16 protein-coding genes are annotated in these 20,533 nt (G+C 73.0%); 7 read left to right on the top strand and 9 right to left on the bottom strand.

Translation table 11 applies throughout. The features are described 5' to 3' along the window. Positions 1-14: 14 nt before the first annotated feature. Entirely contained in the window at positions 15-2,138 is a 2,124-nt protein-coding gene (gene glgX / locus QWJ13_RS04480) for a glycogen debranching protein GlgX (protein WP_316520622.1), read from the bottom strand. Positions 2,139-2,582: 444 nt separating this feature from the next. Here glgX and QWJ13_RS04475 point away from each other — a divergent pair, with 444 nt between their 5' ends. The 4 genes from QWJ13_RS04475 to QWJ13_RS04460 all read left to right on the top strand — a co-directional run bounded on the left by QWJ13_RS04475 (position 2,583) and on the right by QWJ13_RS04460 (position 5,631). Beyond that, on the top strand, positions 2,583-3,860 hold the full coding sequence (locus tag QWJ13_RS04475) for a DUF5919 domain-containing protein (protein ID WP_432277423.1): 1,278 nt from the start codon (positions 2,583-2,585) through the stop codon (positions 3,858-3,860). A 37-nt stretch (positions 3,861-3,897) separates the two neighbouring features. Continuing rightward, positions 3,898-4,371, top strand: coding sequence for a GNAT family N-acetyltransferase (locus QWJ13_RS04470; protein WP_316521655.1), 474 nt, complete (start codon positions 3,898-3,900; stop codon positions 4,369-4,371). A gap of 94 nt (positions 4,372-4,465) precedes the next feature. After that, a complete protein-coding gene (locus tag QWJ13_RS04465) occupies positions 4,466-5,167 on the top strand; it encodes an exonuclease domain-containing protein (protein ID WP_316520621.1) in 702 nt (233 codons plus the stop codon). Next, on the top strand, positions 5,164-5,631 hold the full coding sequence (locus QWJ13_RS04460) for a GNAT family N-acetyltransferase (protein WP_316520620.1): 468 nt from the start codon (positions 5,164-5,166) through the stop codon (positions 5,629-5,631). The genes QWJ13_RS04465 and QWJ13_RS04460 overlap by 4 nt, the downstream gene beginning before the upstream one ends. A gap of 2 nt (positions 5,632-5,633) precedes the next feature. Here the strand turns inward: QWJ13_RS04460 and QWJ13_RS04455 are convergent, their stop codons facing one another. The 3 genes from QWJ13_RS04455 to QWJ13_RS04445 form a co-directional block, all read right to left on the bottom strand. Next, positions 5,634-6,647, bottom strand: a complete 1,014-nt coding sequence (locus tag QWJ13_RS04455) for a polysaccharide deacetylase family protein (protein ID WP_316520619.1) — start codon at positions 6,645-6,647, stop codon at positions 5,634-5,636. Between the two features lie 170 nt (positions 6,648-6,817). After that, positions 6,818-7,711, bottom strand: a complete 894-nt coding sequence (locus QWJ13_RS04450) for a phosphotransferase enzyme family protein (protein WP_316520618.1) — start codon at positions 7,709-7,711, stop codon at positions 6,818-6,820. A 117-nt stretch (positions 7,712-7,828) separates the two neighbouring features. Beyond that, positions 7,829-10,087: an MMPL family transporter gene (locus tag QWJ13_RS04445; protein WP_316520617.1), complete on the bottom strand. Its 2,259-nt coding sequence runs from the start codon at positions 10,085-10,087 to the stop codon at positions 7,829-7,831. 526 nt (positions 10,088-10,613) lie between these two features. Between QWJ13_RS04445 and QWJ13_RS04440 the strand changes: the two genes are divergently transcribed. The 3 genes from QWJ13_RS04440 (at position 10,614) to QWJ13_RS04430 (ending at position 15,146) form a co-directional block, all read left to right on the top strand. Next, the gene (locus QWJ13_RS04440; protein WP_316520616.1) at positions 10,614-12,800 is read left to right on the top strand and encodes an MMPL family transporter; all 2,187 of its coding nucleotides are present in this window, start codon (positions 10,614-10,616) and stop codon (positions 12,798-12,800) included. Positions 12,801-13,095: 295 nt separating this feature from the next. Then, the gene (locus QWJ13_RS04435; RefSeq protein WP_030060364.1) at positions 13,096-13,302 is read left to right on the top strand and encodes a cold-shock protein; all 207 of its coding nucleotides are present in this window, start codon (positions 13,096-13,098) and stop codon (positions 13,300-13,302) included. A gap of 158 nt (positions 13,303-13,460) precedes the next feature. Then, positions 13,461-15,146, top strand: a complete 1,686-nt coding sequence (locus QWJ13_RS04430) for a DEAD/DEAH box helicase (RefSeq protein WP_316520615.1) — start codon at positions 13,461-13,463, stop codon at positions 15,144-15,146. Between the two features lie 115 nt (positions 15,147-15,261). Here QWJ13_RS04430 and QWJ13_RS04425 read toward each other — a convergent pair whose 3' ends face one another. The 5 genes from QWJ13_RS04425 to QWJ13_RS04405 form a co-directional block, all read right to left on the bottom strand. Then, on the bottom strand, positions 15,262-15,990 hold the full coding sequence (locus tag QWJ13_RS04425; RefSeq protein WP_316520614.1) for a sirohydrochlorin chelatase: 729 nt from the start codon (positions 15,988-15,990) through the stop codon (positions 15,262-15,264). A gap of 10 nt (positions 15,991-16,000) precedes the next feature. Next, entirely contained in the window at positions 16,001-16,900 is a 900-nt protein-coding gene (locus QWJ13_RS04420) for an ABC transporter permease (protein ID WP_316520613.1), read from the bottom strand. Further along, entirely contained in the window at positions 16,887-17,690 is an 804-nt protein-coding gene (locus tag QWJ13_RS04415; protein WP_316520612.1) for an ABC transporter ATP-binding protein, read from the bottom strand. The genes QWJ13_RS04420 and QWJ13_RS04415 overlap by 14 nt, the downstream gene beginning before the upstream one ends. Before the next feature lie 129 nt (positions 17,691-17,819). Beyond that, positions 17,820-18,983: an aliphatic sulfonate ABC transporter substrate-binding protein gene (locus tag QWJ13_RS04410; RefSeq protein ID WP_316520611.1), complete on the bottom strand. Its 1,164-nt coding sequence runs from the start codon at positions 18,981-18,983 to the stop codon at positions 17,820-17,822. A gap of 238 nt (positions 18,984-19,221) precedes the next feature. Further along, the gene (locus QWJ13_RS04405; protein ID WP_316520610.1) at positions 19,222-20,532 is read right to left on the bottom strand and encodes a sulfate adenylyltransferase subunit 1; all 1,311 of its coding nucleotides are present in this window, start codon (positions 20,530-20,532) and stop codon (positions 19,222-19,224) included. Between the last annotated feature and the right edge of the window lies 1 nt (position 20,533).

The raw sequence follows: 20,533 nt of genomic DNA, 5'->3' as shown, positions 1-20,533 counted from the left end.
GTCCGTACGGTCGCTCACGCGGGCCGTTGCAGCACCATCAGCGAGCGGTCGGTGAGCCACAGGGCGTCCCCGGCCTTGACCTTGGCCCCTGTGCCCGGGGCGGGCAGCCGGGGCTGGGCGGTGTCCACCACGACCTGCCACTCCTGCCCGTGCCCGGCCGGCACGGTGAACTCCAGCGGCTCGAAGTGGGCGTTGAACATCAGCAGGAAGGAGTCGTCGACGATCCGCCCGCCGCGCCGGTCCGGTTCGGAGATCGCGTAGCCGTTGAGGAAGACGGTCAGCGACTTGGCGTAGCTCGCGCCCCAGTTGCGCTTGGTCATCTCGTCGCCCGTCGGGGTGAACCAGGCGATGTCGGTGAGGTCGTCGAGGCTGCCGGAGGCGGACACCGGCCGGCCGTGGAAGAACCGCCGCCGCCGGAACACCGGGTGGTCGCGGCGCAGCCAGATCATCCCCTGGGTGAACTCCAGCAGCCGCGCCTGCCACCCGTCGCCCTCCGGCCAGTGCACCCAGGTGAGCTCGTTGTCCTGGCAGTAGGCGTTGTTGTTGCCCTGCTGGGTGCGGCCGAGCTCGTCGCCGTGGGAGAGCATCGGCACGCCCTGGGAGAGCATCAGGGTGGCGATGAGGTTGCGCTGCTGGCGTGCCCGCAGCTCCTCGACCTCCGGGTCGGTGGTGGGGCCCTCGACGCCGCAGTTCCAGGAGCGGTTGAAGGACTCGCCGTCCCGGTTCTCCTCGCCGTTGGCCTGGTTGTGCTTCTCGTTGTACGAGACCAGGTCGCGCAGGGTGAAACCGTCGTGGCAGGTCACGAAGTTGATCGAGGCGATCGGGCGGCGGCCGTCGTCCTGGTAGAGGTCGGAGGAGCCGGTGAGCCGGGAGCCGAACTCGGCCAGCGCCGCCGTCTCGCCGCGCCACAGGTCGCGCACCGTGTCCCGGTACTTGCCGTTCCACTCCGTCCACAGCGGCGGGAAGTTGCCCACCTGGTAGCCGCCCTCGCCGAGGTCCCAGGGCTCGGCGATCAGCTTGGCCTGGGAGACCACCGGGTCCTGCTGGACCAGGTCGAAGAACGAGGAGAGCCGGTCCACCTCGTGGAACTGCCGGGCCAGGGTGGCGGCGAGGTCGAAGCGGAAGCCGTCCACGTGCATCTCGGTGACCCAGTAGCGCAGCGAGTCCATGATCAGCTGGAGCACGTGGGGGCTGCGCATCAGCAGGCTGTTGCCGGTGCCGGTGGTGTCCTCGTAGAAGCGCTGGTCCTGGGCGAGGCGGTAGTAGGAGACGTTGTCCAGGCCGCGCAGCGACAGCGTCGGGCCCAGGTGGTTGCCCTCGGCGGTGTGGTTGTAGACCACGTCGAGGATCACCTCGATCCCGGCCGCGTGCAGCGCCTTGACCATCGACTTGAACTCCTGCACCTGCTGGCCGCGGTCGCCGGTGGAGGAGTAGGAGGAGTGCGGGGCGAAGAAGCCGACGGTGTTGTAGCCCCAGTAGTTGGACAGGCCCAGGTCCCGCAGCCGGTGGTCGCGGACGAACTGGTGCACCGGCATCAGCTCGATCGCGGTGACGCCGAGCTTGGCCAGGTGCTCGATCACCGCCGGGTGGGCCAGGCCCGCGTAACTGCCGCGGATCTCCTCGGGGATGCCCGGGTGCAGCCTGGTCAGGCCCTTCACATGGGCCTCGTAGATGACGGTGCGGTGGTACTCGGTGCGCGGTGGGCGGTCGGTGCCCCAGTCGAAGTACGGGTTGATCACCACCGAGTGCATGGTGTGCGGGGCGGAGTCCAGGTCGTTGCGGCGCTCGGGGGCGCCGAAGTGGTAGCCGTAGACCGACTCGTCCCAGTCGATGTGCCCGCTCATCGCCTTGGCGTACGGGTCCAGCAGCAGCTTGGCGCTGTTGTGCCGCTGGCCCAGGCCCGGGTTGTACGGGCCGTGCACGCGGAAGCCGTAGCGCTGGCCGGGCTGGACGCCCGGGAGGTAGGCGTGCCGGACGAAGGCGTCCGTCTCGCGCAGTTCGACGGCCGTCTCGGAGCCGTCCTCGCCGATCAGGCACAGCTCGATCCGGTCGGCGCTCTCGGAGAACACCGCGAAGTTGGTGCCGGCCCCGTCGTAGGTGGCGCCGAGCGGGTAGGGCGTACCGGGCCAGACCTGCATGACTCCTCAACTTCCTTGCTGCCGACGGAAATTGGCGTAGCATCCGACAAGGATCCGGGCCGTCGGCCCGGACTCGGACGCTCTTCTTCCCGGCCGGACGGCCGGACATGTGCGTGCCCGCGCGCCGTGACGCACGGCACAGCCGCGGCGGTGGACGGCGCGGCCGCCCTGACACGTGGCACCAGCGCATACTCCCCGAGGCCCTCCCCGGCGTCCGGGAGATCCGGCCCGGGTTGGTCCGAACGAGGGGTCGACGGGCATTCGTGTGAAGAGTGCGGCGGGTGATGCGGACGGCGCCGCGGCCGGGCCGCCCGGCGTCCGGCTGCGAGCCGCTCGCGGCGGGCAGTACCCTTGATCGTCCGGCCACCCCGGCCGACCGGTGCTTGTCAACGACCCGTCAACGGTCCCCGCGCCCGCGGGGATCAGCCGCAGATGAGGTGGCGCATGGTGTTCCCCGCTGGCGGCCGTGGCTCCGGGCCCGGCGGCCCCGACCGGGGCCCGGCCCGTAGCGAGGCGCCCACGGTCGTCATGCGCCCCACCCTGACCGGCCGCGCCCTGGTACCCGCCCAGAGCGGCCCCGTCGAGATACCGGCACTGGCCTGGTCGGCCGGCGAATGGGAGGACGCCTACCAGCGGGTCCGGCTGTCCGGCCGCGCCTACGTCTGGCTCAACCTCGTCGAACAGCGGCTGCGCGCCCTCGTCGACGAGGTGCTGCACCCCATCTACGCCCCCGCCCACGGCGAGGACTGGGTCACCGCCGCCGCCGGACCGGTCGGCGAGGAATGGGCCCACCGCGCCGGAGCCGTCCGCGAGGTCAGCCGCCGCAAGGGCTACCTGCTCGACCCCGCCGACGACGACCCGCTGGTCTTCCTCACCCTGCCCCAGCTGCGCGAACTGATGGTCCAGCACTGGCCCTGCTTCGAACCGTTCCTCGCCGACCGGCGCGAGATCGAACTCGCCCTGGACGAACTGGAAGTCGCCCGGCACGTGGTCTCCCGCAACCGCGTGCTCACCCAGACCGTCCTGGCCCAGACCGAACGGGCCGCCGCCCGGCTGCTCGCCGTCCTCGACGGCGGCGGCGGCGCCGGGGTGCCCGCCGACGTGGTCGAATCCCTGGTGGCCGGCCGGTACGCCGACGTGGTCGCCGTGCACGCCGACCGGGTCCGGCTCCAGCGCGACCTGCCGGTGGAGGACCTGCTGGACGGCGCCCGCCGCCTGGACGCGCTCGGCATCGGCCTCGGCATGCTCTGCCAGAACTACACCGGCAAACGCCTGGTGCGCCTGGCCGGGGACGGCTGCCGGGTACGGCTGCTCTTCCTCAACCCGGCGAGCAGCGCGGTACGCCGCCGCGAACGCGAACTCGGCCTCAGCCGCAGCGAGTTGTCCCGCTCCATCGAGATGAACATCCGGCACGTACGGCGGGTCCGGGCCCACCTGCGCGACCAGGGCGGCTTCGAGATCCGGGTCTTCGACGAGACCCCGCGCTTCACCGCCTACCTCGTCGAAGGCCCCCGCCCGGCTGGCCCGAGCGGCGGCCGCCGCCAGGGCCGCGACCTCGGCGTCATCCAGCCCTACCTGCGCCGCGCCCGCGGCATGGAGTCCCCGGCCCTGGTCCTGCGCGGCGGCGCCGGCCAGCAGCCCGGCGGCACCGAACCCGGCCTGCTGGAGGTCTACCGCGAGGAGTTCGAGGGCATCTGGTCCGACTCCCGGCCGGTCTCCTGAGAAAGTCCCTGGCCGGCGCGATGACGCCACTGCCAGACTGCCGACCGTGAACAGCGACCCCGCCTGGAGCCTGCGCCCCGCCACCACCGCCGACCTCGAACCCGTCGCCGAACTACGGGCCGAGGTGATGCGCCCCGACCTCGAACGCCTCGGCCGCTACGACGAACACCGGGTCCGCCAGCGGCTGCGCGACGGCTTCTCGCCCGCACACACCTCGATCGTGCTGCTCGGCCCGGACCGCGCCTTCGCCGGCTCCGTCACCGTCCGCCCCGCCGACCAGGGCGGCCGCCTGCTGGAACACTTCTACCTCCACCCGCGCCACCAGGGGCAGGGCCTGGGCACCGCCGTCCTGCGCCACCTCCTCGCCGACGCCGACACCGCGGGCGAACCCGTCCGCCTCGACGTCCTCCAGGGCAGCCCCGCCCGCCGCCTCTACGAACGGCACGGCTTCCGGCTCGAACGCGAGGACGAGATCGACGTCTTCCTGCTCCGCCCCGCCCCCGAACGGTGATCGGGCCCCGGAACGGCTCCCGGTGGGCCGGGTTGTCGGTGGGGCGGGTGATGATAGGGGCTGTTTCGGGACACAGGACGGAAGGACACACCTGATGAGCTGGTGGCAGCAGCCACTGGTCGGCTTCGATCTGGAGACCACGGGCACCGACCCGGCCGTGGACCGCATCGTCACGGCCGCCCTCGTGGACACCGTCGGAGCCGCCCGGGTGGGGGCCGCGCACTGGCTGCTCGACCCCGGGGTGCCGATACCCGCCGAGGCGGCGGCGATCCACGGGATCGGCGACGAGGTCGCGCGGAGCAAGGGCAGGCCGGCCAAGGAAGCGGTGGAGGAGATAGCCGCCGCGCTGTGCGAACGGATCGCCGACGGACGGCCGGTGGTGGCGTTCAACGCGCCGTTCGACCTCTCGCTGCTCGACGCCGAGCTGCGCCGCCACGGGCTGGCGACGCTAGCCGAGCGGCTGGGCCGGCCGGTCGGGCCGGTGCTGGACGCCCTGGTCATCGACCGCGCCGTGGACAAGTACCGCAAGGGCTCGCGCACCCTGCAACGGGTCTGCGAGCTGTACGGGGTGGAGCTGACGGACGCCCACGAGGCGGGCAGCGACGCGCTGGCCGCCGTCCGGGTCGCCGTCGCCCTCGCCGGGCGCTACCCGGCCGAGGTGGGGGCGCTGGAGCCCGCCGAACTGCACCGGCGGCAGATCGACTGGTACCGCGAGTGGGCCGAGGGCCTCCAGGCCTGGCTGCGCCGCGGCAAGGACCCGCGGGCCGTCGTCGACCCGCGCTGGCCCGCCCGGTGACGGCCCTGCGCCAGGCCCGGTCGGCGGACCTGCCCGGCTTCCTCGCGCTCGCCGCCGAGGTCGAGCACTGGTTCGGCCCGATGGTCGCCGAACCGGGCTTCCACCGCGCGGTGCTCGACAGCGCCGAGCAGGGCCTGGCGACCGTCGCCGAGGACGGCGAAGGGCCGCTCGGCGGCCTGCTGTTCGGAGTCGGCGGTGAGGGGCCGCACCACCTGCACTGGCTGGTGGTCGCCGGGCGCGCCCGGGGCACCGGCGTCGGCCGGGCGCTGGTCGAGGACGCGCTGCGCCGCCACGTCCGGGGCCCGGCCACCGTCGAGGTGGTGACCTTCGGGCCGGACCACCCGGGCGCGGTGGCCAGTGGTGCCCGGGTCTTCTACGAGCGGCTGGGCTTCACCCCGGCCGAGGCCGCCGACCCGGGCCCGGAGGGCGGCTCCCGGCAGGTCTACCGGCTGCGCGTCGACTGACGCTACGCGGCCGGGAAGTCGAAGGTGTACCCCTGCTCGACCAGCCAGGGCAGCAGCTGCTTGAGCGCGGCCACGGTCTGGCCGCGGTCGCCGCCGCCGTCGTGCATCAGGATCACCCCGCCGGGCTTGAGCTGGTGCTGCACGGTCGAGACGATCGCCGGCACACCCGGACGCGACCAGTCGCGCGGGTCGACGGACCAGCCGAGCGAGGACATCCCCAGGCCCGCGGTGATCCGCTCGTTGTCGGCGTTGAAGCCGCCGCCCGGGGCGCGGAACCAGCCGACCTCGGTGCCCGGACCGCCCGCGTGGACGATCATGTCCCGGGCCGTGGTGATCTCGTACGCCGCCTTGTCGTGCGAGAGCTTCGCGAACGGCTGCGGGTGGTGGACGCTGTGGTCGCAGAGCCGGTGCCCGTCGGCCAGGATGCGCTTGACCAGCGCCGGGTTGGCGGCGGCGTTCTGGCCGATCTCGCAGAACACGGCCTTGGCGTGGTACTGGGCCAGCAGGTCGAGGATCTGGCCGGTGGCCGGGCCGGGCCCGTCGTCGAAGGTCAGCGCGACGGTGCGGCCGCCGGAGGCGGTGGAGCCGATCACGGTGCCCGCCCCGGTGTGCGGCGGCGGCGCGGCCGGGGAGGCCGACGAGGCCGGCGAGGCCGCGGCGCTGCTCGGCGCGGCCGGGGTGGCCGGCGCGGTGGGCTTGGCGGAGACGGGCGAGCCGGTCGCCGTGGACGGGTGCGGCTTCGCCGGCGCCGAGGCGGCGGGGGAGGACCCCGGCGTGGCGGCGTCCGAGCCGGGCGCCGGCGCGATGGTGGTCGCCGCCGTCCCGCTCGGAGCGGCGGTCGGCGCCGCCGTCCCGGACGTCACGGGGGCGGTGCTCGGCGACTGGAGGGCGCCGTTGGCCGTCCCGCACGCGGCCAGGCCCAGGGCGGCGGCCACCGCGACACAGCCCGCGAACAGCCGGCGCCTGGAGCGGGACGGTCGGGTCGGGGTGGAGGGGCGGCGGGCGGTCCGGTGCATGGCGGCGGCTCCTGAGGTGCGAGTACGGTGCCGATCTCTCGGGTCAGGATGACTGTCCGATAGGACGCCGATCGTACGTGCCCTGGTTGCGGACCGGACCGAACCGCCCCAGGACTCTTCTCACACTCGCCCCGGTTGGCGCCCCGGCGCCGACCGGGGTAACGGCACCGTCAGAACGGGTACCAGCGCACCTCGGTGGCCCCGTCCCGCAGCGAGTCCACCCGGCGCCGGAACTCCTTCAGCGCCGCCGGGTTGCTGGCCGCCTGCTGCGCCACCCAGGAGGCGCTGGCCGTCTCCCGGGCGCCGCGCAGCACCGTGAAGCCGGGCCACTCGCGCACGTCCCAGCCGTACGCCTCGGTGAACGCGCGGTACTCCTCGGCCGGCACGCCGTACCGGTCCTGGCTGAGGGCGAGGACCACCAGGTCGTGCTCGCGCAGGTCGTTCGCCATGAACTCCAGGTCGAGCAGCACCGGCCCGTCCGGGCCGACGTGGACGTTGCGGGGCAGCGCGTCGCCGTGGATCACCCCGGGGTGCAGCCGCGGCACCAGGTCGGGCAGGGCGGCCGCGAAGGCGTCCCGGCGGTGGCGCAGGAAGGCGACGTCCGCCGGGTCGACATGACCCTCGGCGGAGGCCAGCCAGCGCTCGACCGGGGCCAGCAGGTCGCGCCGGCCCAGGGTGAAGGGCGGCAGCGGCAGCTTGTGCAGGGCTCGCAGCAGCGGGGCGAGGTCGACCGGGCGGGCGGGGCGCACGGCGGGCGCGAGCCGGTGCCAGAAGGTGACCGGGTGGCCGTCGGCCAGCTGCGGCTCGGGCGCCACCGCGTCGTACGGGCGCACCACCGGCACGTCCTGCCCGGCCAGCCAGTGGGCGAGGGCCAGCTCGCGGTGCGCCCGGTCGTACAGCTCGGGGCCGCGGCCGACCTTGGCGACCACGGCCGGGTCGCCGAGGTCGAAGACGGCGTTCTCGCCGAGCGCGAGCAGCGTGGCGCCGTCCGGGGCGGGCAGTCCGGCGGACTGGCAGGCCTCGGCGAGCAGGAGCCGGGCGCGGCCCTCGTCGAAGGGGATCATGACTGGGCTCCGTTCCGCCGGTGTACATCCGGGAGATTCCGGACGGTGATCATCATGACGCACGGACGCCGGGCCCCGCGCGCCGCGGGGCCCGGCATCGACCGAGGGTGACCAGCGTCACCGGTGGCTCAGCACCTCCACCGGGGAGGCCGCGGGAGCCGCCGCCGGCGCGACCGGCGGGACGGACTCGCCGTGCGAGAGGCCCGGCAGCCAGTTCAGCCGGCGCGGCAGGTACCAGTTGCGGTCGCCCAGCAGGGTCATCACCGCGGGCAGCAGCACCGCGCGGATCACCGTGGCGTCGATCAGCACCGCGACCGCCAGGCCCACGCCCATCTGCTTCATCACCTGCATGGACAGCGAACCGAAGACCGAGAACACCCCCACCATGATCACCGCGGCGCTGGTGACCACCCCGGCCGTGGAGCGGATGCCGTGGGCGATCGCGGCCCGGGTCGGCAGGCCGCGGTCGTGGCCCTCCTTGATCCGGGAGACCACGAAGACGTGGTAGTCCATCGAGAGCCCGAAGAGGATCACGAAGAGGAACAGCGGCACCCAGGACTCCACCGCGCCGACCCCGGCGGTGCCCAGCAGCGAGGCGCCCACGCCGTGCTGGAAGACCAGCGTCAGCACCCCGTACGCGGCGCCCACCGAGAGCAGGTTGAGCACCACGGCGGTCACGGCGACGACCGGGGAGCGGAAGGAGGTGAGCATCAGCAGGAAGGCGAAGAGCACCACGAAGCCGAAGACCAGCGGCATCGCGTGGGACATCTTGCGGTTGAAGTCGTACGAGGCGGCGGTGGCGCCGGTGACCGGGGCCTCGGTGCCGGGCACCTTGAGCACGGTGGCGGGCACCAGCTCCTCGCGCAGGCTGCGCAGGGCGTCGTTGCTGGTGGCGTCGTTGCCGGTGCCGTTGAGCGGGATCTCGACGGTGGCCACGTTCTGCTCGGCGTGCACGGTGACCGCCACCGGGCCGTGCATCCGGCCGCCGGCCAGGGCCTTGGCCTTGAGGTCGGCGATCGCGGCGGTCATCGCGGGGGAGTCGATGTCGGCGGCCTTGATCACCACGGTGGCGGGGGCCGGGCTGCCGGGGAAGGCGGCCTCGATCTTCCGCGAGGCGGCGACCAGGGCGTCGCCCGCGGGCAGCTGCTGCTGGAAGGTCAGCTTGGCGGTGTGCATGGTGAGCAGCGGCGCGGCCAGGGCCAGCAGCACGCCGCCGGCGATCACGGTGGCGGCCAGGGGGCGGCGCAGCACCGGGGTCAGCACCGCGTTCCAGAAGCGCCCGCCGGTCACGGCCCCGGCCGGCTCCGGGCGGCGCAGCCTGGCCAGGAGCGGCACCCGGCCCTTCTCGACCCGGTCGCCGAGCATCGACAGCAGCGCGGGCAGCACGGTGAGCGAGCCGAGCACGGCGGTGACCACGACCACGATGGTGGCGAAGGCCATCGCCCGGAAGGTGGCGATCCCGGTGAGGAACATCCCGGCCATGGCGACGACCACGGTGACGCCGGAGACCAGCACCGCCCGGCCGCTGGTGGCGGCGGCGACGGCGAGCGCGGTGGCCGCGTCCCGTCCGGCGGCCCGCTCCTCGCGCTCGCGGCGCAGGTAGAAGAGGCAGTAGTCGACGCCGACGGCGAGGCCGACCAGCAGCATCACCGAGCTCGCGTCGCTGCTGGTGTGCAGGAACCCGCTGCCGAGCGCGACCAGTCCGGCGGCGGCGATGAAGGCGGTCAGCGCGAGCACGACCGGCAGTACGGCGGCGACCAGCGCCCCGAAGGCGACCAGCAGGATGCCGAGGGCGAGCGGTACGGCCGTCCACTCGGCGCGGGTGAAGTCGTCCTTGACCTGGTCCTGCATCCACTTGCCGGAGCTGGCGTCGCCGAGCTCGACCACGGTCAGGCCGGGGTTCTGCTTCTGCACGCCGGCCACCGCGTCCAGCACCGGCTGGACGTGGTCCGTCGCCTCGGTGGCGTCGCCCTTGAGCGTCAGCAGCACCAGCGCGGAGTGGCCGTCCGCGGAGACGGCCTTGGTGTCGTACGGCGAGCGGACCTCGGCGGCCTTGCCGGTGCCGTTCACGGCGGCGACCACCTGGTCGACGGCGGCGCGGAACTCGGGGTCGTCGGCGCTGCGGGTGGTGCTCTGGACCAGGACGGTCTCGGTCGCCGGGCTCTTCAGCCCGGCCTCCTCCAGGATCGTCGTGGCCCGGGAGACCTGGCCGGGTATCGACTCGGCCTCGGTGATCCTGGTGCTGCCGTGCATGCCGCCGAGCACCGAGGCCAGGATGACGAAGAGCAGCCAGCCGAACACCGCGGTCTTGCGGTGCCTGGCGCTCCAGGCACCCATCGCGGCGGCCGGGCCGAGTCTGGTCTTCAGGTGTTTCATCGGAGGTCCCCCCAGGGAGTGCGGCGGTCGTCGCCGGTACGGGAGTGGCGGGAGCCCTGGGTCGGGGAGCCGCCGGATGTCGCTCGCCGGCTGCGTCCCGGCGTCACGATCGACACTAGGGAAGCGGGGGTCGGCGGGTAATCCGGCTGCCGGGTGGCCTCGCGCTGGTGCTCTCCTCGGGGGGTGGGGTGGGGTTTTCCCTACCCCCGGACCCCGAGATCTCATCCCAGGGGGTAGGGGGTTCGCCTCCACCCTGAGGGGGACTCATCTCCACCCGGAGCACGAGGTCAACGGGCTTGCGCTCGGGAGAAACTGATGCGGGGCCGCTTCGGGCGGCCACGGGGGGTTGAAGCACACGGGGGCTCCTTGCCGGGCGGCAAGCAAGTGCTCGTAGGATGATGCCCCAGACCACTTACCTGCCGACCGGCAAGGAAGCCCTCGGGCATTCCCGTGCCGGTCCTGCCGTCGCCCCGAAACCCGTCCCCCAGAGGGCTGCGGTGAACCATGCCCAGGAGGCATCACGAGCATGTTCCACCGACTCGGACAATTCGTCGTTCGCCGCCCCTGGTGGGTGATCGGCGCATGGCTGATCGCCGCGGTCGCGATCATCGCGACCGCCCCGCCGCTGAAGGCCAACACCGATGAGGCGGCCTTCCTCCCCAAGCACTACGAGTCCATCCAGGCGATGGAGGTCCAGCAGAAGGCCTTCCCGTCCAACATCTCGCCCTCCGCGCTGCTGCTCTTCGAGCGCAACGACGGCGGCAAGCTGGACGACGCCGACGCGGCGACCATGAACAAGGTCACCCAGGGCCTGGCCGACAAGAAGATCCCGCTGGTCGAGATGGTCGTCCCGGTCTCGCCGGCCTCCTACTCCCAGGACCACAAGTACGCGATGTCGATGGTCTCCATCGACAAGACCAAGATGCAGTCGGAGGAGTTCCCCGACGCGGCGAAGAAGCTGCGCGAGGAGGGCACCGCCCTCGCCTCCGGCAGCAACCTGAAGTTCCAGGTCGGCGGCCCGGCCGCGATGAGCCTGGACCAGCAGGACGCCGGCAAGACGGCCGGGATGCTGATCGGCCTCGGCACGGTCGTGATCATCCTGCTGACGCTCGGGATCATCTTCCGCAGCCCGATCATCGCGCTGCTGCCGATCCTCTCGGTGATCATCTACTCGATGGTCGCCAACGGCCTGATCGCGGACGCCAGCAAGGTGTTCGGGCTCAAGGCCGACAACTCGATGGAGCAGATCCTCACCGTCGTCCTCTACGGCGTCGGCACCGACTACTTCCTGTTCCTGATGTTCCGCTACCGCGAGCGGCTGCGGGCCGGGGACGACCGCAAGCAGGCCGTGGCCAACGCCATCGGCCGGGTCGGCGAGGCCATCGCCTCCGCCGCCGGCGCCGTCGTGGTCGCCTTCGCCGTGCTCGTCCTGTCCAGCCTCGGCATGTTCAAGGCGCTCGGCCCGTCGCTGGCCATCGCGGTGGCCGTCACCGCCGTCGCGTCCGTCACCCTGGTGCCCGCGATCCTCTGCCTGATCCCCGAGAAGGTCCTGTTCTGGCCCTCCAAGGCCTGGCAGCGCGAGCCGTCCAACGCCCGCTTCGCCGCGATCGGCCGCACCGTCGGCCGCCGTCCGGCCGCCGCCGCGGTGCTCTCCGGCCTGGTGATGGCCGGCCTCGCGGTCGCCGCCCTCGGCTACCAGGGCACCTTCGACATGGCCGGCAGCTCGATGCCGAAGTCCAAGGAGTCGATGGTCGTCCAGGACACCATGATCAAGGCCTACTCGGCCGGCGCCGCGGACCCCGCCCACATCTACCTGACCAGCCAGAACGGCAACAAGATCGACGTCGCCGGGCTCAAGGGCTACGTGGACGGGCTGGGCAAGGTGCCCGGCGTGTCCGGCGCCGCCCTGCCGGACCCGCAGCACGGGGTCAGCAAGGACGGGCTCACCGCCGACATCACCGTCGTCCTCAAGGACGAGGCGGCCAGCAACAAGGCCATCGACACCATCGGCGAGGTCCGCAAGGTCGCCCACGACCAGGCGCCCGCCGGCACCAAGGCCTACGTCGCCGGCACCACCTCCGTGTACAAGGACATCAACACGGCGATGGCCCACGACTACAGCCTGGTCTTCCCGATCGCCGCGGTGCTGATCATGGTGATCCTCGGCCTGCTGCTGCGCAGCGTGGTCGCCCCCTGGTACCTGATGGCCTCGGTCGGCCTCGGCTTCGGCGCCACCCTCGGCGCCACCACCCTGCTGTTCCAGAACATCAAGGGCGAGCAGGGCCTGATGTTCATGCTGCCGATCCTGATCTACCTCTTCGTGGTCGCGCTCGGCACCGACTACAACATCCTGATGATCGCCCGACTGCGCGAGGAGGCCCGCGAGGGCCGCAGCCCCCGCGAGGCGGCGAGCCAGGCGATCCGCCACGGCGGCCCGACGGTGGCCGCGGCCGGCTTCATCCTGGCCGCGACCTTCGGCACCATGCTGCTGGCCGGCAACACGATGATGAGCGAGATGGGCTTCTCGATCGCCATCGGCATCCTCATCGCGGCCTTCGTGATGTCGATGTTCTTCACCCCGGCGCTCACCGCGCTGCTCGGCCGCCGCGCCTGGTGGCCCGGCCACGCGGACACCCCCGGGCACGGCCACGGCGAGGGCCAGGCCCCGCCGGTCGACGTCCACGGCCTGCCGGAGCCGGCCGGCCGGCGCTGAGCCGCGGATCTCCGGAAACAGGCGGCGCCCCGCTTCGGCGGGGCGCCGCCTGCCCCTTTCTCGGGGCGGCCAAACGTGATCTACAGGGCGGGAAAATCCCCGGTCAACCGGGGTGGCACCGTGCTACAGTCGAAGCAGTTGCAGTTTTGGTTCCCATGAACGTGGTGTGCGCCTGCTGGTTCCAACCGACAGGCGCATTTGTTTTGTCCGGTGTTTCAGTCTCCGGATGGGGATCGCGGCTACTTGGGGACCCACGAGGTGTGGGTCTCTGATGCCCCAGTATGAGGAGACGGTTATGGCTACCGGCACCGTGAAGTGGTTCAACAGCGAAAAGGGCTTCGGCTTCATCGAGCAGGATGGTGGCGGCGCTGACGTCTTCGCCCACTACTCGAACATCCAGGCTCAGGGCTTCCGTGAGCTGTTCGAGGGCCAGAAGGTCGAGTTCGACGTGACCCAGGGCCAGAAGGGCCCGCAGGCCGAGAACATCCAGATCATCGGCTGACGTCAGCTCCCACGCTGACTCGCGATCATCGCGAAGCGGGGGCCCGCACCGCACGGTGCGGGCCCCCGCTCATGCCGCCGTACGGCCGGGGCGGCGCACTTCCTTCCGACGGCCGACCAGCCCGTGACCCGGGTTGTTGACCAACGGACGGAGATCCCGTGACCACCCCTGCCCGCCCGCCGCGCGACCGCGGCCCCCGCAACACCGAGCAGTCCCGCCGCACCGGCCAGCCCGGCCGCACCGCGGGCGGCGACCGCTCGCGCAAGCCGCGCAACCGCGCCGGCGCCCCCAAGCAGAACCGCCCCGCCGCCACCCCCGAGGCCACCGACTTCACCGTGGTCCAGGGCACCCCGGCCCGGCCCCCGGCGGCGACCTTCGCCGAGCTGGAACTGCCCAAGGGGATCCTCTCCGCGCTCGGCCGCGAAGGCGTCACCGAGCCGTTCCCGATCCAGGCCGCCACGCTGCCCGACTCGATCGCCGGGCGAGACGTCCTGGGCCGCGGCCGCACCGGCTCCGGCAAGACCCTCGCCTTCGGCCTGCCGCTGCTCGCCCGGACCGCGGGCAAGCGCGCCGACGCCCGGTACCCGCTGGCCCTCGTCCTGGTGCCCACCCGCGAGCTGGCCCAGCAGGTCACCGAGGCGCTCACCCCGTACGCCACCGCCGTCAACCTGCGGATCACCACCGTCGTCGGCGGCATGTCGATCAACCGGCAGGCCAACGCGGTGCGCCGCGGCACCGAGGTCCTGGTGGCCACCCCGGGCCGGCTGGACGACCTGATCGGGCGCGGGGACGTCAACCTCTCCGACGTCGCGATCACGGTCCTCGACGAGGCCGACCAGATGGCCGACATGGGCTTCCTGCCGCAGGTCAGCAAGCTGCTGGAGCAGGTCGCCGAGGGCGGGCAGCGGATGCTGTTCTCCGCCACCCTGGACCGCAACGTCGACCGGCTGGTCAAGCGCTTCCTGACCGACCCGGTGACCCACTCGGTCGACCCCTCGGCCGGCGCGGTCACCACCATGGACCACCACGTCCTCCAGCTGGACCCGACCGACAAGGCCTCCGCCACCGCGCACATCGCCTCCCGCGAGGGCCGGGTGATCATGTTCGTGCACACCAAGCACGGCGCCGACCGGCTGGCCAAGCAGCTGCTCGCCAACGGCGTGAAGGCCGCCGCCCTGCACGGCGGCAAGTCCCAGCCGCAGCGCAACCGGGTCCTGGACCAGTTCCGGGAAGGCCACGTCACCGCGCTGATCGCCACCAACGTCGCCGCGCGCGGCATCCACATCGACGGCCTGGACCTGGTCGTCAACGTCGACCCGCCGGTCGACCACAAGGACTACCTGCACCGCGGCGGCCGTACCGCCCGGGCCGGCGAGTCCGGGACGGTCGTCACCCTGGTGCTGCCCGAGCAGCGCCGCGAGGTCAACCGGCTGATGACGGTGGCCGGCATCCGCCCGACCGTCACCAAGATCCGTCCGGGCGACGCCGACCTGGTCCGGATCACCGGCGCCCGCACGCCGAGCGGCGTCCCGGTGACGGTGGCCGTGCCGGTCGTCGCCGACCAGGCCGCGGCCGCCGCCGAGAAGCCCGCCGGGGCCAAGGCCGGCGCCCCGCGCCGCCGTCCCGGCAAGCGCTCCGGGCTGCCCACCGACGTCGACATGAACGGCAACCCGCGCCGCCCCCGCCCCAAGCAGCGGATGGGGGCCGGAGCCACCGCCCAGAGCGGCGACCGCCCGCAGGCGGCCGGTTTCATCGGCCGCTCCTCCGGCCGCTCCAAGCCCGGCAGCGGCAGCAAGTCCGGCTCCAACTACGGGACCGGCCGCCAGCGCCGCACGTTCGACTGATCCCCTTCCGGGGCCCGACGACGGCCCGGCTCCCCCTCGCCCGGGGGGAGCCGGGCCGTTCGCGTTCCGGCCGCCCGGCGTGCCCTTGACGGGCAGCGGTGACCGGAGGTTCTGTTCAGGCGGTGAGGGCCGCGACCGGCTGGGCGGCCCGGAGGGCCTGGTCGTAGCGCCGGAGCAGCAGGGACGCCAGTTCCGGGGCGGGGCCGAGGACGTCCGCGACCACATCCGCCCCCTCGGCGGCGGCCGTGATGCGGTCCGGGAGCAGGCCCGGGGCCAGCAGGTAGGGGGCGACGGCGGTGTGTGCGGCGCCGGCCGTGCGGAGGGCGGCGAGGGCGTCGGGGACGCGCGGGCCGGCGGCGGAGGCGTAGGCGACTTCGACGGCGGCCCAACCGCGGGTGCGGCGCCAGGCGGCGGCGACCGTGCGGGTCGCCGCGTCGGCGGCCGGGTCGGAGGAGCCGGCCGCCGCCAGGACGACGCCGGTGCGGGCCCGGACGGCGGGCGAGCCGACCGCCAGGCCGGCCTCGGCGAGGCGCCGGTCCAGGGCGGCGAGCAGCAGCGGGGACGGGCCGAGCACGTCCGCGACCGGCAGCCGGGAGCCGGCGGCCCGCAGCGCGGCCGGGATGTCGTGCTTGGCGTGGAACGCCCGGTTGAGCAGCAGCGGCACCGCCACCGCGTCCGCCAGCCGTCCGACCACCTGGGGGATCCGCGGCGCGCAGTGGTCCAGGTAGGCGGTGGCGACCACGGCGGCGGGGCGCTGCGCCCGCACCTCCTCCACCAGGGCGGCCACCGTCGCGGCGTGGCGCGGGTCGCGGCTGCCGTGGGCGATCAGGAGGAGGGCGGGCATCGGCGCTGCCTCACTTGCCGGCGGCCAGCAGGCCGCGGTTGCGCAGCACCCGGCGCTCGACCGGGGTGAAGACCAGCAGTTCGATGGCGATGCCGACGAAGAGGATCAGGATGATGCCGAGCAGCACGCCGGACATGTCGGAGAACTCCCGCTGGTCCTCCAGGAACCGGCCCAGGCCCCGGCCGAGGTCGGGGGAGGCGGCGACGAGTTCGGCGGCCATCAGGGAGCGCCAGGAGAAGGCCCAGCCCTGCTTGAGGCCGGCCAGGTAGCCGGGCAGGGCGGCGGGGATGAGGACGTGGCGGGCGCCGGCGAGGCCGGTGGCGCCGATGGTGCGCCCGGCCCGCAGGAACAGCGGGGGCACCTGGTCGATGCCGGCGACCAGGCCGTTGGCGATGGAGGGGACGGCGCCGAGCAGGATGACGGCGTACATCATCGAGTCGTTGATGCCGAGCCAGATCACGGCGGCGGGCACCCAGGCGACCGAGGGCAGCGACTGGAGGCCCTGGAGGACCGGGCCGATGGCGGTGCGCACCGGCCGGACGCGGGCGACGACCAGGCCGATCGGGGTGCCGATGACGACGGCGAGCAGGAAGCCGGACAGGCCGCGCCAGACGCTGGTCCAGATGATGGAGAACAGGGTGCCCTGGTACCAGAGGTCCTGGGCGGAGTGCCATACGTCGGCCGGGCTGGGCAGCTTGTACGACGAGGTGACGTGCATGCTGTAGGCGCCCTGCCACAGCGCGAGCACGACCAGGACGCCGATCAGCGGCGGCAGCGCCTTGGTCCGCAGTGCCTCGCCGAGCGAGCCGCGCTGCGCGGTGACGGCGTCCAGGGCGTCGAGGCCCGCGCCGACGGAGGCGGTGTCCTCCCGGCCGTCGGACTTGGTGAGGGTGGTGTCAGTGCTGGACATGGCGACGGATCTCCCCCCGCAGTTCTTCGGTGATCTCGATGGACAGGTCGGCGACTCCGGCGGACTCGATGCGGCGCGGCTGCGGCAGGTCGATCTGCCATTCGCGGGCGACCCGGCCGGGGCGGGAGGAGAGCAGGACGACGCGCTGGGCGAGCCGGACGGCCTCGCGGACGTTGTGGGTGACGAACAGGACGGACAGCTGCCGTTCGGCCCAGATCCGGGTGATCTCGTCGTGCAGCACGTCACGGGTGATGGCGTCGAGTGCGGCGAAGGGCTCGTCCATCAGCAGAACCTTGCTGCCCTGGGCGAGGGCGCGGGCCATGGCGACGCGCTGGCGCATGCCGCCGGACAGCTCGTGGACCCGCTTGTCGTGGGCGCCGCCGAGGCGGACGAGTTCGAGCAGCCGCTCGGCCTCGGCGCGGCGCTCGGGGCGGGGGACGCCGGCGAGCTTGAGGGCGAGTTCGATGTTGCGTCCGGCGGTGAGCCAGGGGAACAGGGCGTGTTCCTGGAACATCAGCGCGGGTCGGCCGTCGGGCACCTCGATGGTGCCGGCGCTGGGTCGGTCGAGGCCGGCGACCAGGTTGAGCAGGGTCGACTTGCCGCAGCCGGAGGCGCCGAGGAGGGTGACGAACTCGCCGGGGGCGACGTCGAGGGTGATGTCGTCCAGGACGTGGGTCCGGGCGCCGGGGCGGCCGAAGGACTTGTGCACGTGCGAGATCCGGATGGCGGGCGCGGCGCCGTCGGGGCGGGCGCCGGCGGCGCCCGGTTCGGTGGTCAGTGCCGGAGTCATCCGGACACCTCCTGCGTGAGTGGTCTGCGTCGGGCTGCGAAGCGGGGCCGTGGTCCGGGCCCCTCCCGCCGGTGGGCATCGATCGGGGAGCGGGCGGGGCCGGACCGCGGAACTGGAGGGGCTGCGGCGCTACTTGGTGCCGAGTCCGGCGTCCGCGACGGCGGGCCGGCCCTGGGCGGCGAGGACCTTGTTCAGCAGGGTGAGGTCGTAGATGCCGTCCAGGTTGGGCTGCTTGAGCAGCCCGGCGGTGACGGCGTGGTCGGCCTCGGCCTGGAGGGTGTTCGCCAGCGGGTCGTCCAGGAAGTCGATGTCGGCCCAGGCCGGGTCGAGGACGGCCGGCTCCAGCGCGTTGCCGGCGGCCTTCCTGATCGCCTCGTTCGCGTCGGCCTTGGCCTTCTCGGAGTCGGCCTTGATGAAGTCGTTGGTCTTCACCGAGCCGCGCAGCACGGCCTCCACCACGTCCGGGTGCTCCTTGAGGAACTTCTGCGAGACGATGATGTTGGTGATCACGAACTTCCGGTCCGGCCAGACGTCCTTCTCGTTGAGCAGGACCTTCGCGCCGAGCGTGACCAGCTTGGAGGCGGTGGGCTCGGGCACCCAGGCGCCGTCGATGGAGCCCTGCCGGTAGGCGTCGGGGGTGACCTTGTTGTCGGTGCGCACCACCGAGACGTCGCCCGCGCCGGTCGCCGCGTCGACCTTGTAGCCCTTGCCCGCGAGGTAGTTGAGCAGCGCGACGTCCTGGGTGTTGCCGAGCTGGGGGGTGGCGATCTTCTTGCCCTTGAGGTCGTCCAGCGAGGAGACCTTGTCCGGGTTGACGACGAGCTTGACGCCGCCGGAGGCCGAACCGCCGATGATCTTCAGGGACTTGCCGTCGGACTTGGTGTAGCCGTTGATCGCGGGGGAGGGGCCGAGCCAGCCGATGTCGATGGAGCCGGCGTTGAGCGCCTCGATCTCGGCCGGGCCCGCGTTGAAGACCTGGGTCTTGATCTGGGTGGCGCCCAATTCCTTCTGGAAGATGCCCTCTTGGAGGCCGACCAGCGGGGTGCCGTGGGTGAGGTTGGCGAAGTAGCCGATCTTCACCGTGTCCGCGGACAGCTTCGCGCCCGAATCCCCGGCGGTGGCCGTGGCGTTGGCCTTGGTGTCGGAGGACTTGTCGTCGGCCTTGGAGCCGTAGCCGCAGGCGGACAGCAGGGCCACCGCGGTCAGGGCGGCCGCCGCCGCGGCGGCGGGGCGTCTGATCCGCCCGGCGTTCGGGCGGGAGAGGGTATGCGAGGGTGCCGGGTTCGGTGCCATGGTGGGCCCTGTTCGATGACGGACCGTCAGGAGGCGGTCTCGGGTGGAAGGTTCGGAAGGTGCTGCGCTGCGGCAGTGGCTGCCGGGCAAGCCGGGCGGCCCGGAAGGCGACCCGGTGACAGGGCGGTTCAGCCCCGTCGGCCCACACATCGGGCCAGGCCGCCCTGGCCGCTGCCGAGGACGCCGCTGCCGATGCGGCCGCCTTCCTTGTCCATGCCCGAGAACGCCTCGCTGGGCATCAGACCCAGTCCTCCTCGTCGGGTGCGGCGGTGCCGCGTACGGTCTCGAAGGCCTCGCCCGCCATGCCGGCGGTGAGGGTGGTGCCGTCGGCCGGGTCGATCAGGAGGAACGATCCGGTGCGGCGGTTGTCGCTGTAGCCGTCGAGGGCCAGCGGCTCGGCGGTGCGCAGCACCACGTGGCCGATGTCGTTGACGTTCAACCCCTCGGCGCCGCTGCGCTGTTCGAGGCTGTCGATGTCGATGCGGTAGGTGATCTCCTTGACGAGCGCGCGCACCGTGCGGGTGGTGTGCTTGAGCAGCACCTTGTCGCCGGCGCGCAGCGGGCGCTCGTTGAGGTGGCTGACGGTGGCCTCGATGTCCTTGGTGGGCGCGGGGGCCGGGCCTGCGGCGATGAGGTCGCCGCGGGAGATGTCGATGTCGTCGGCGAGGCGGACGGTGACGGACTGGGGGGCCCAGGCGATGTCGCTCTCGCGGCCGAGGGCGTCGATGGCGGCGACGGTGGTGGTGTGGCCGGAGGGCAGCACGGTGACGGTGTCGCCGACGCGCAGCACGCCGGAGGCCAACTGGCCCGCGTAGCCGCGGTAGTCGGGGTGCTCCTCGGTCTGCGGGCGGATCACGTACTGGACGGGGAAGCGGGCCGGCTCCTCGCTCGGGTCGGAGCCGACCGGGACGGTCTCCAGGTGTTCCAGCAGGGTCGGGCCGCCGTACCAGTCCATGTGGGCGGAGGGCTCGACGACGTTGTCCCCGGCCAGCGCGCTGATCGGGACGGCGAGGACGTCCTTGATGCCGAGGGTGGCGGCGTAGGCGGTGAACTCGGCGGCGATGGCGGCGAAGACGGGCTCGGCGTAGTCGACCAGGTCCATCTTGTTGACGGCCAGCACCACGTGCGGGACGCGCAGCAGGGCGGCGACGGCGGCGTGGCGGCGGGTCTGCTCGACGACGCCGTTGCGGGCGTCGACGAGGACGACGGCGAGTTCGGCGGTGGAGGCGCCGGTGACCATGTTGCGGGTGTACTGCACATGGCCGGGGGTGTCGGCGAGGATGAACCGGCGCCGGGGGGTGGCGAAGTAGCGGTAGGCCACGTCGATGGTGATGCCCTGCTCGCGTTCGGCGCGCAGGCCGTCGGTGAGCAGCGCCAGGTCGGGTGCCTCCTGGCCGCGCTTGCGGGAGGCGTGCTCGACGGCCTCCAGCTGGTCGGCGAGCACTGACTTGGAGTCGTGCAGGAGGCGGCCGACCAGGGTGGACTTGCCGTCGTCGACGGAGCCGGCGGTGGCGAAGCGCAGCAGGGAGGTTGCGGTGGCGGTGGTCATG

The organism is Kitasatospora brasiliensis (assembly GCF_032654805.1).
Taxonomy (GTDB): Bacteria; Actinomycetota; Actinomycetes; order Streptomycetales; family Streptomycetaceae; genus Kitasatospora; species Kitasatospora brasiliensis.
This window is presented reverse-complemented; position numbering and strand designations above follow the sequence as displayed.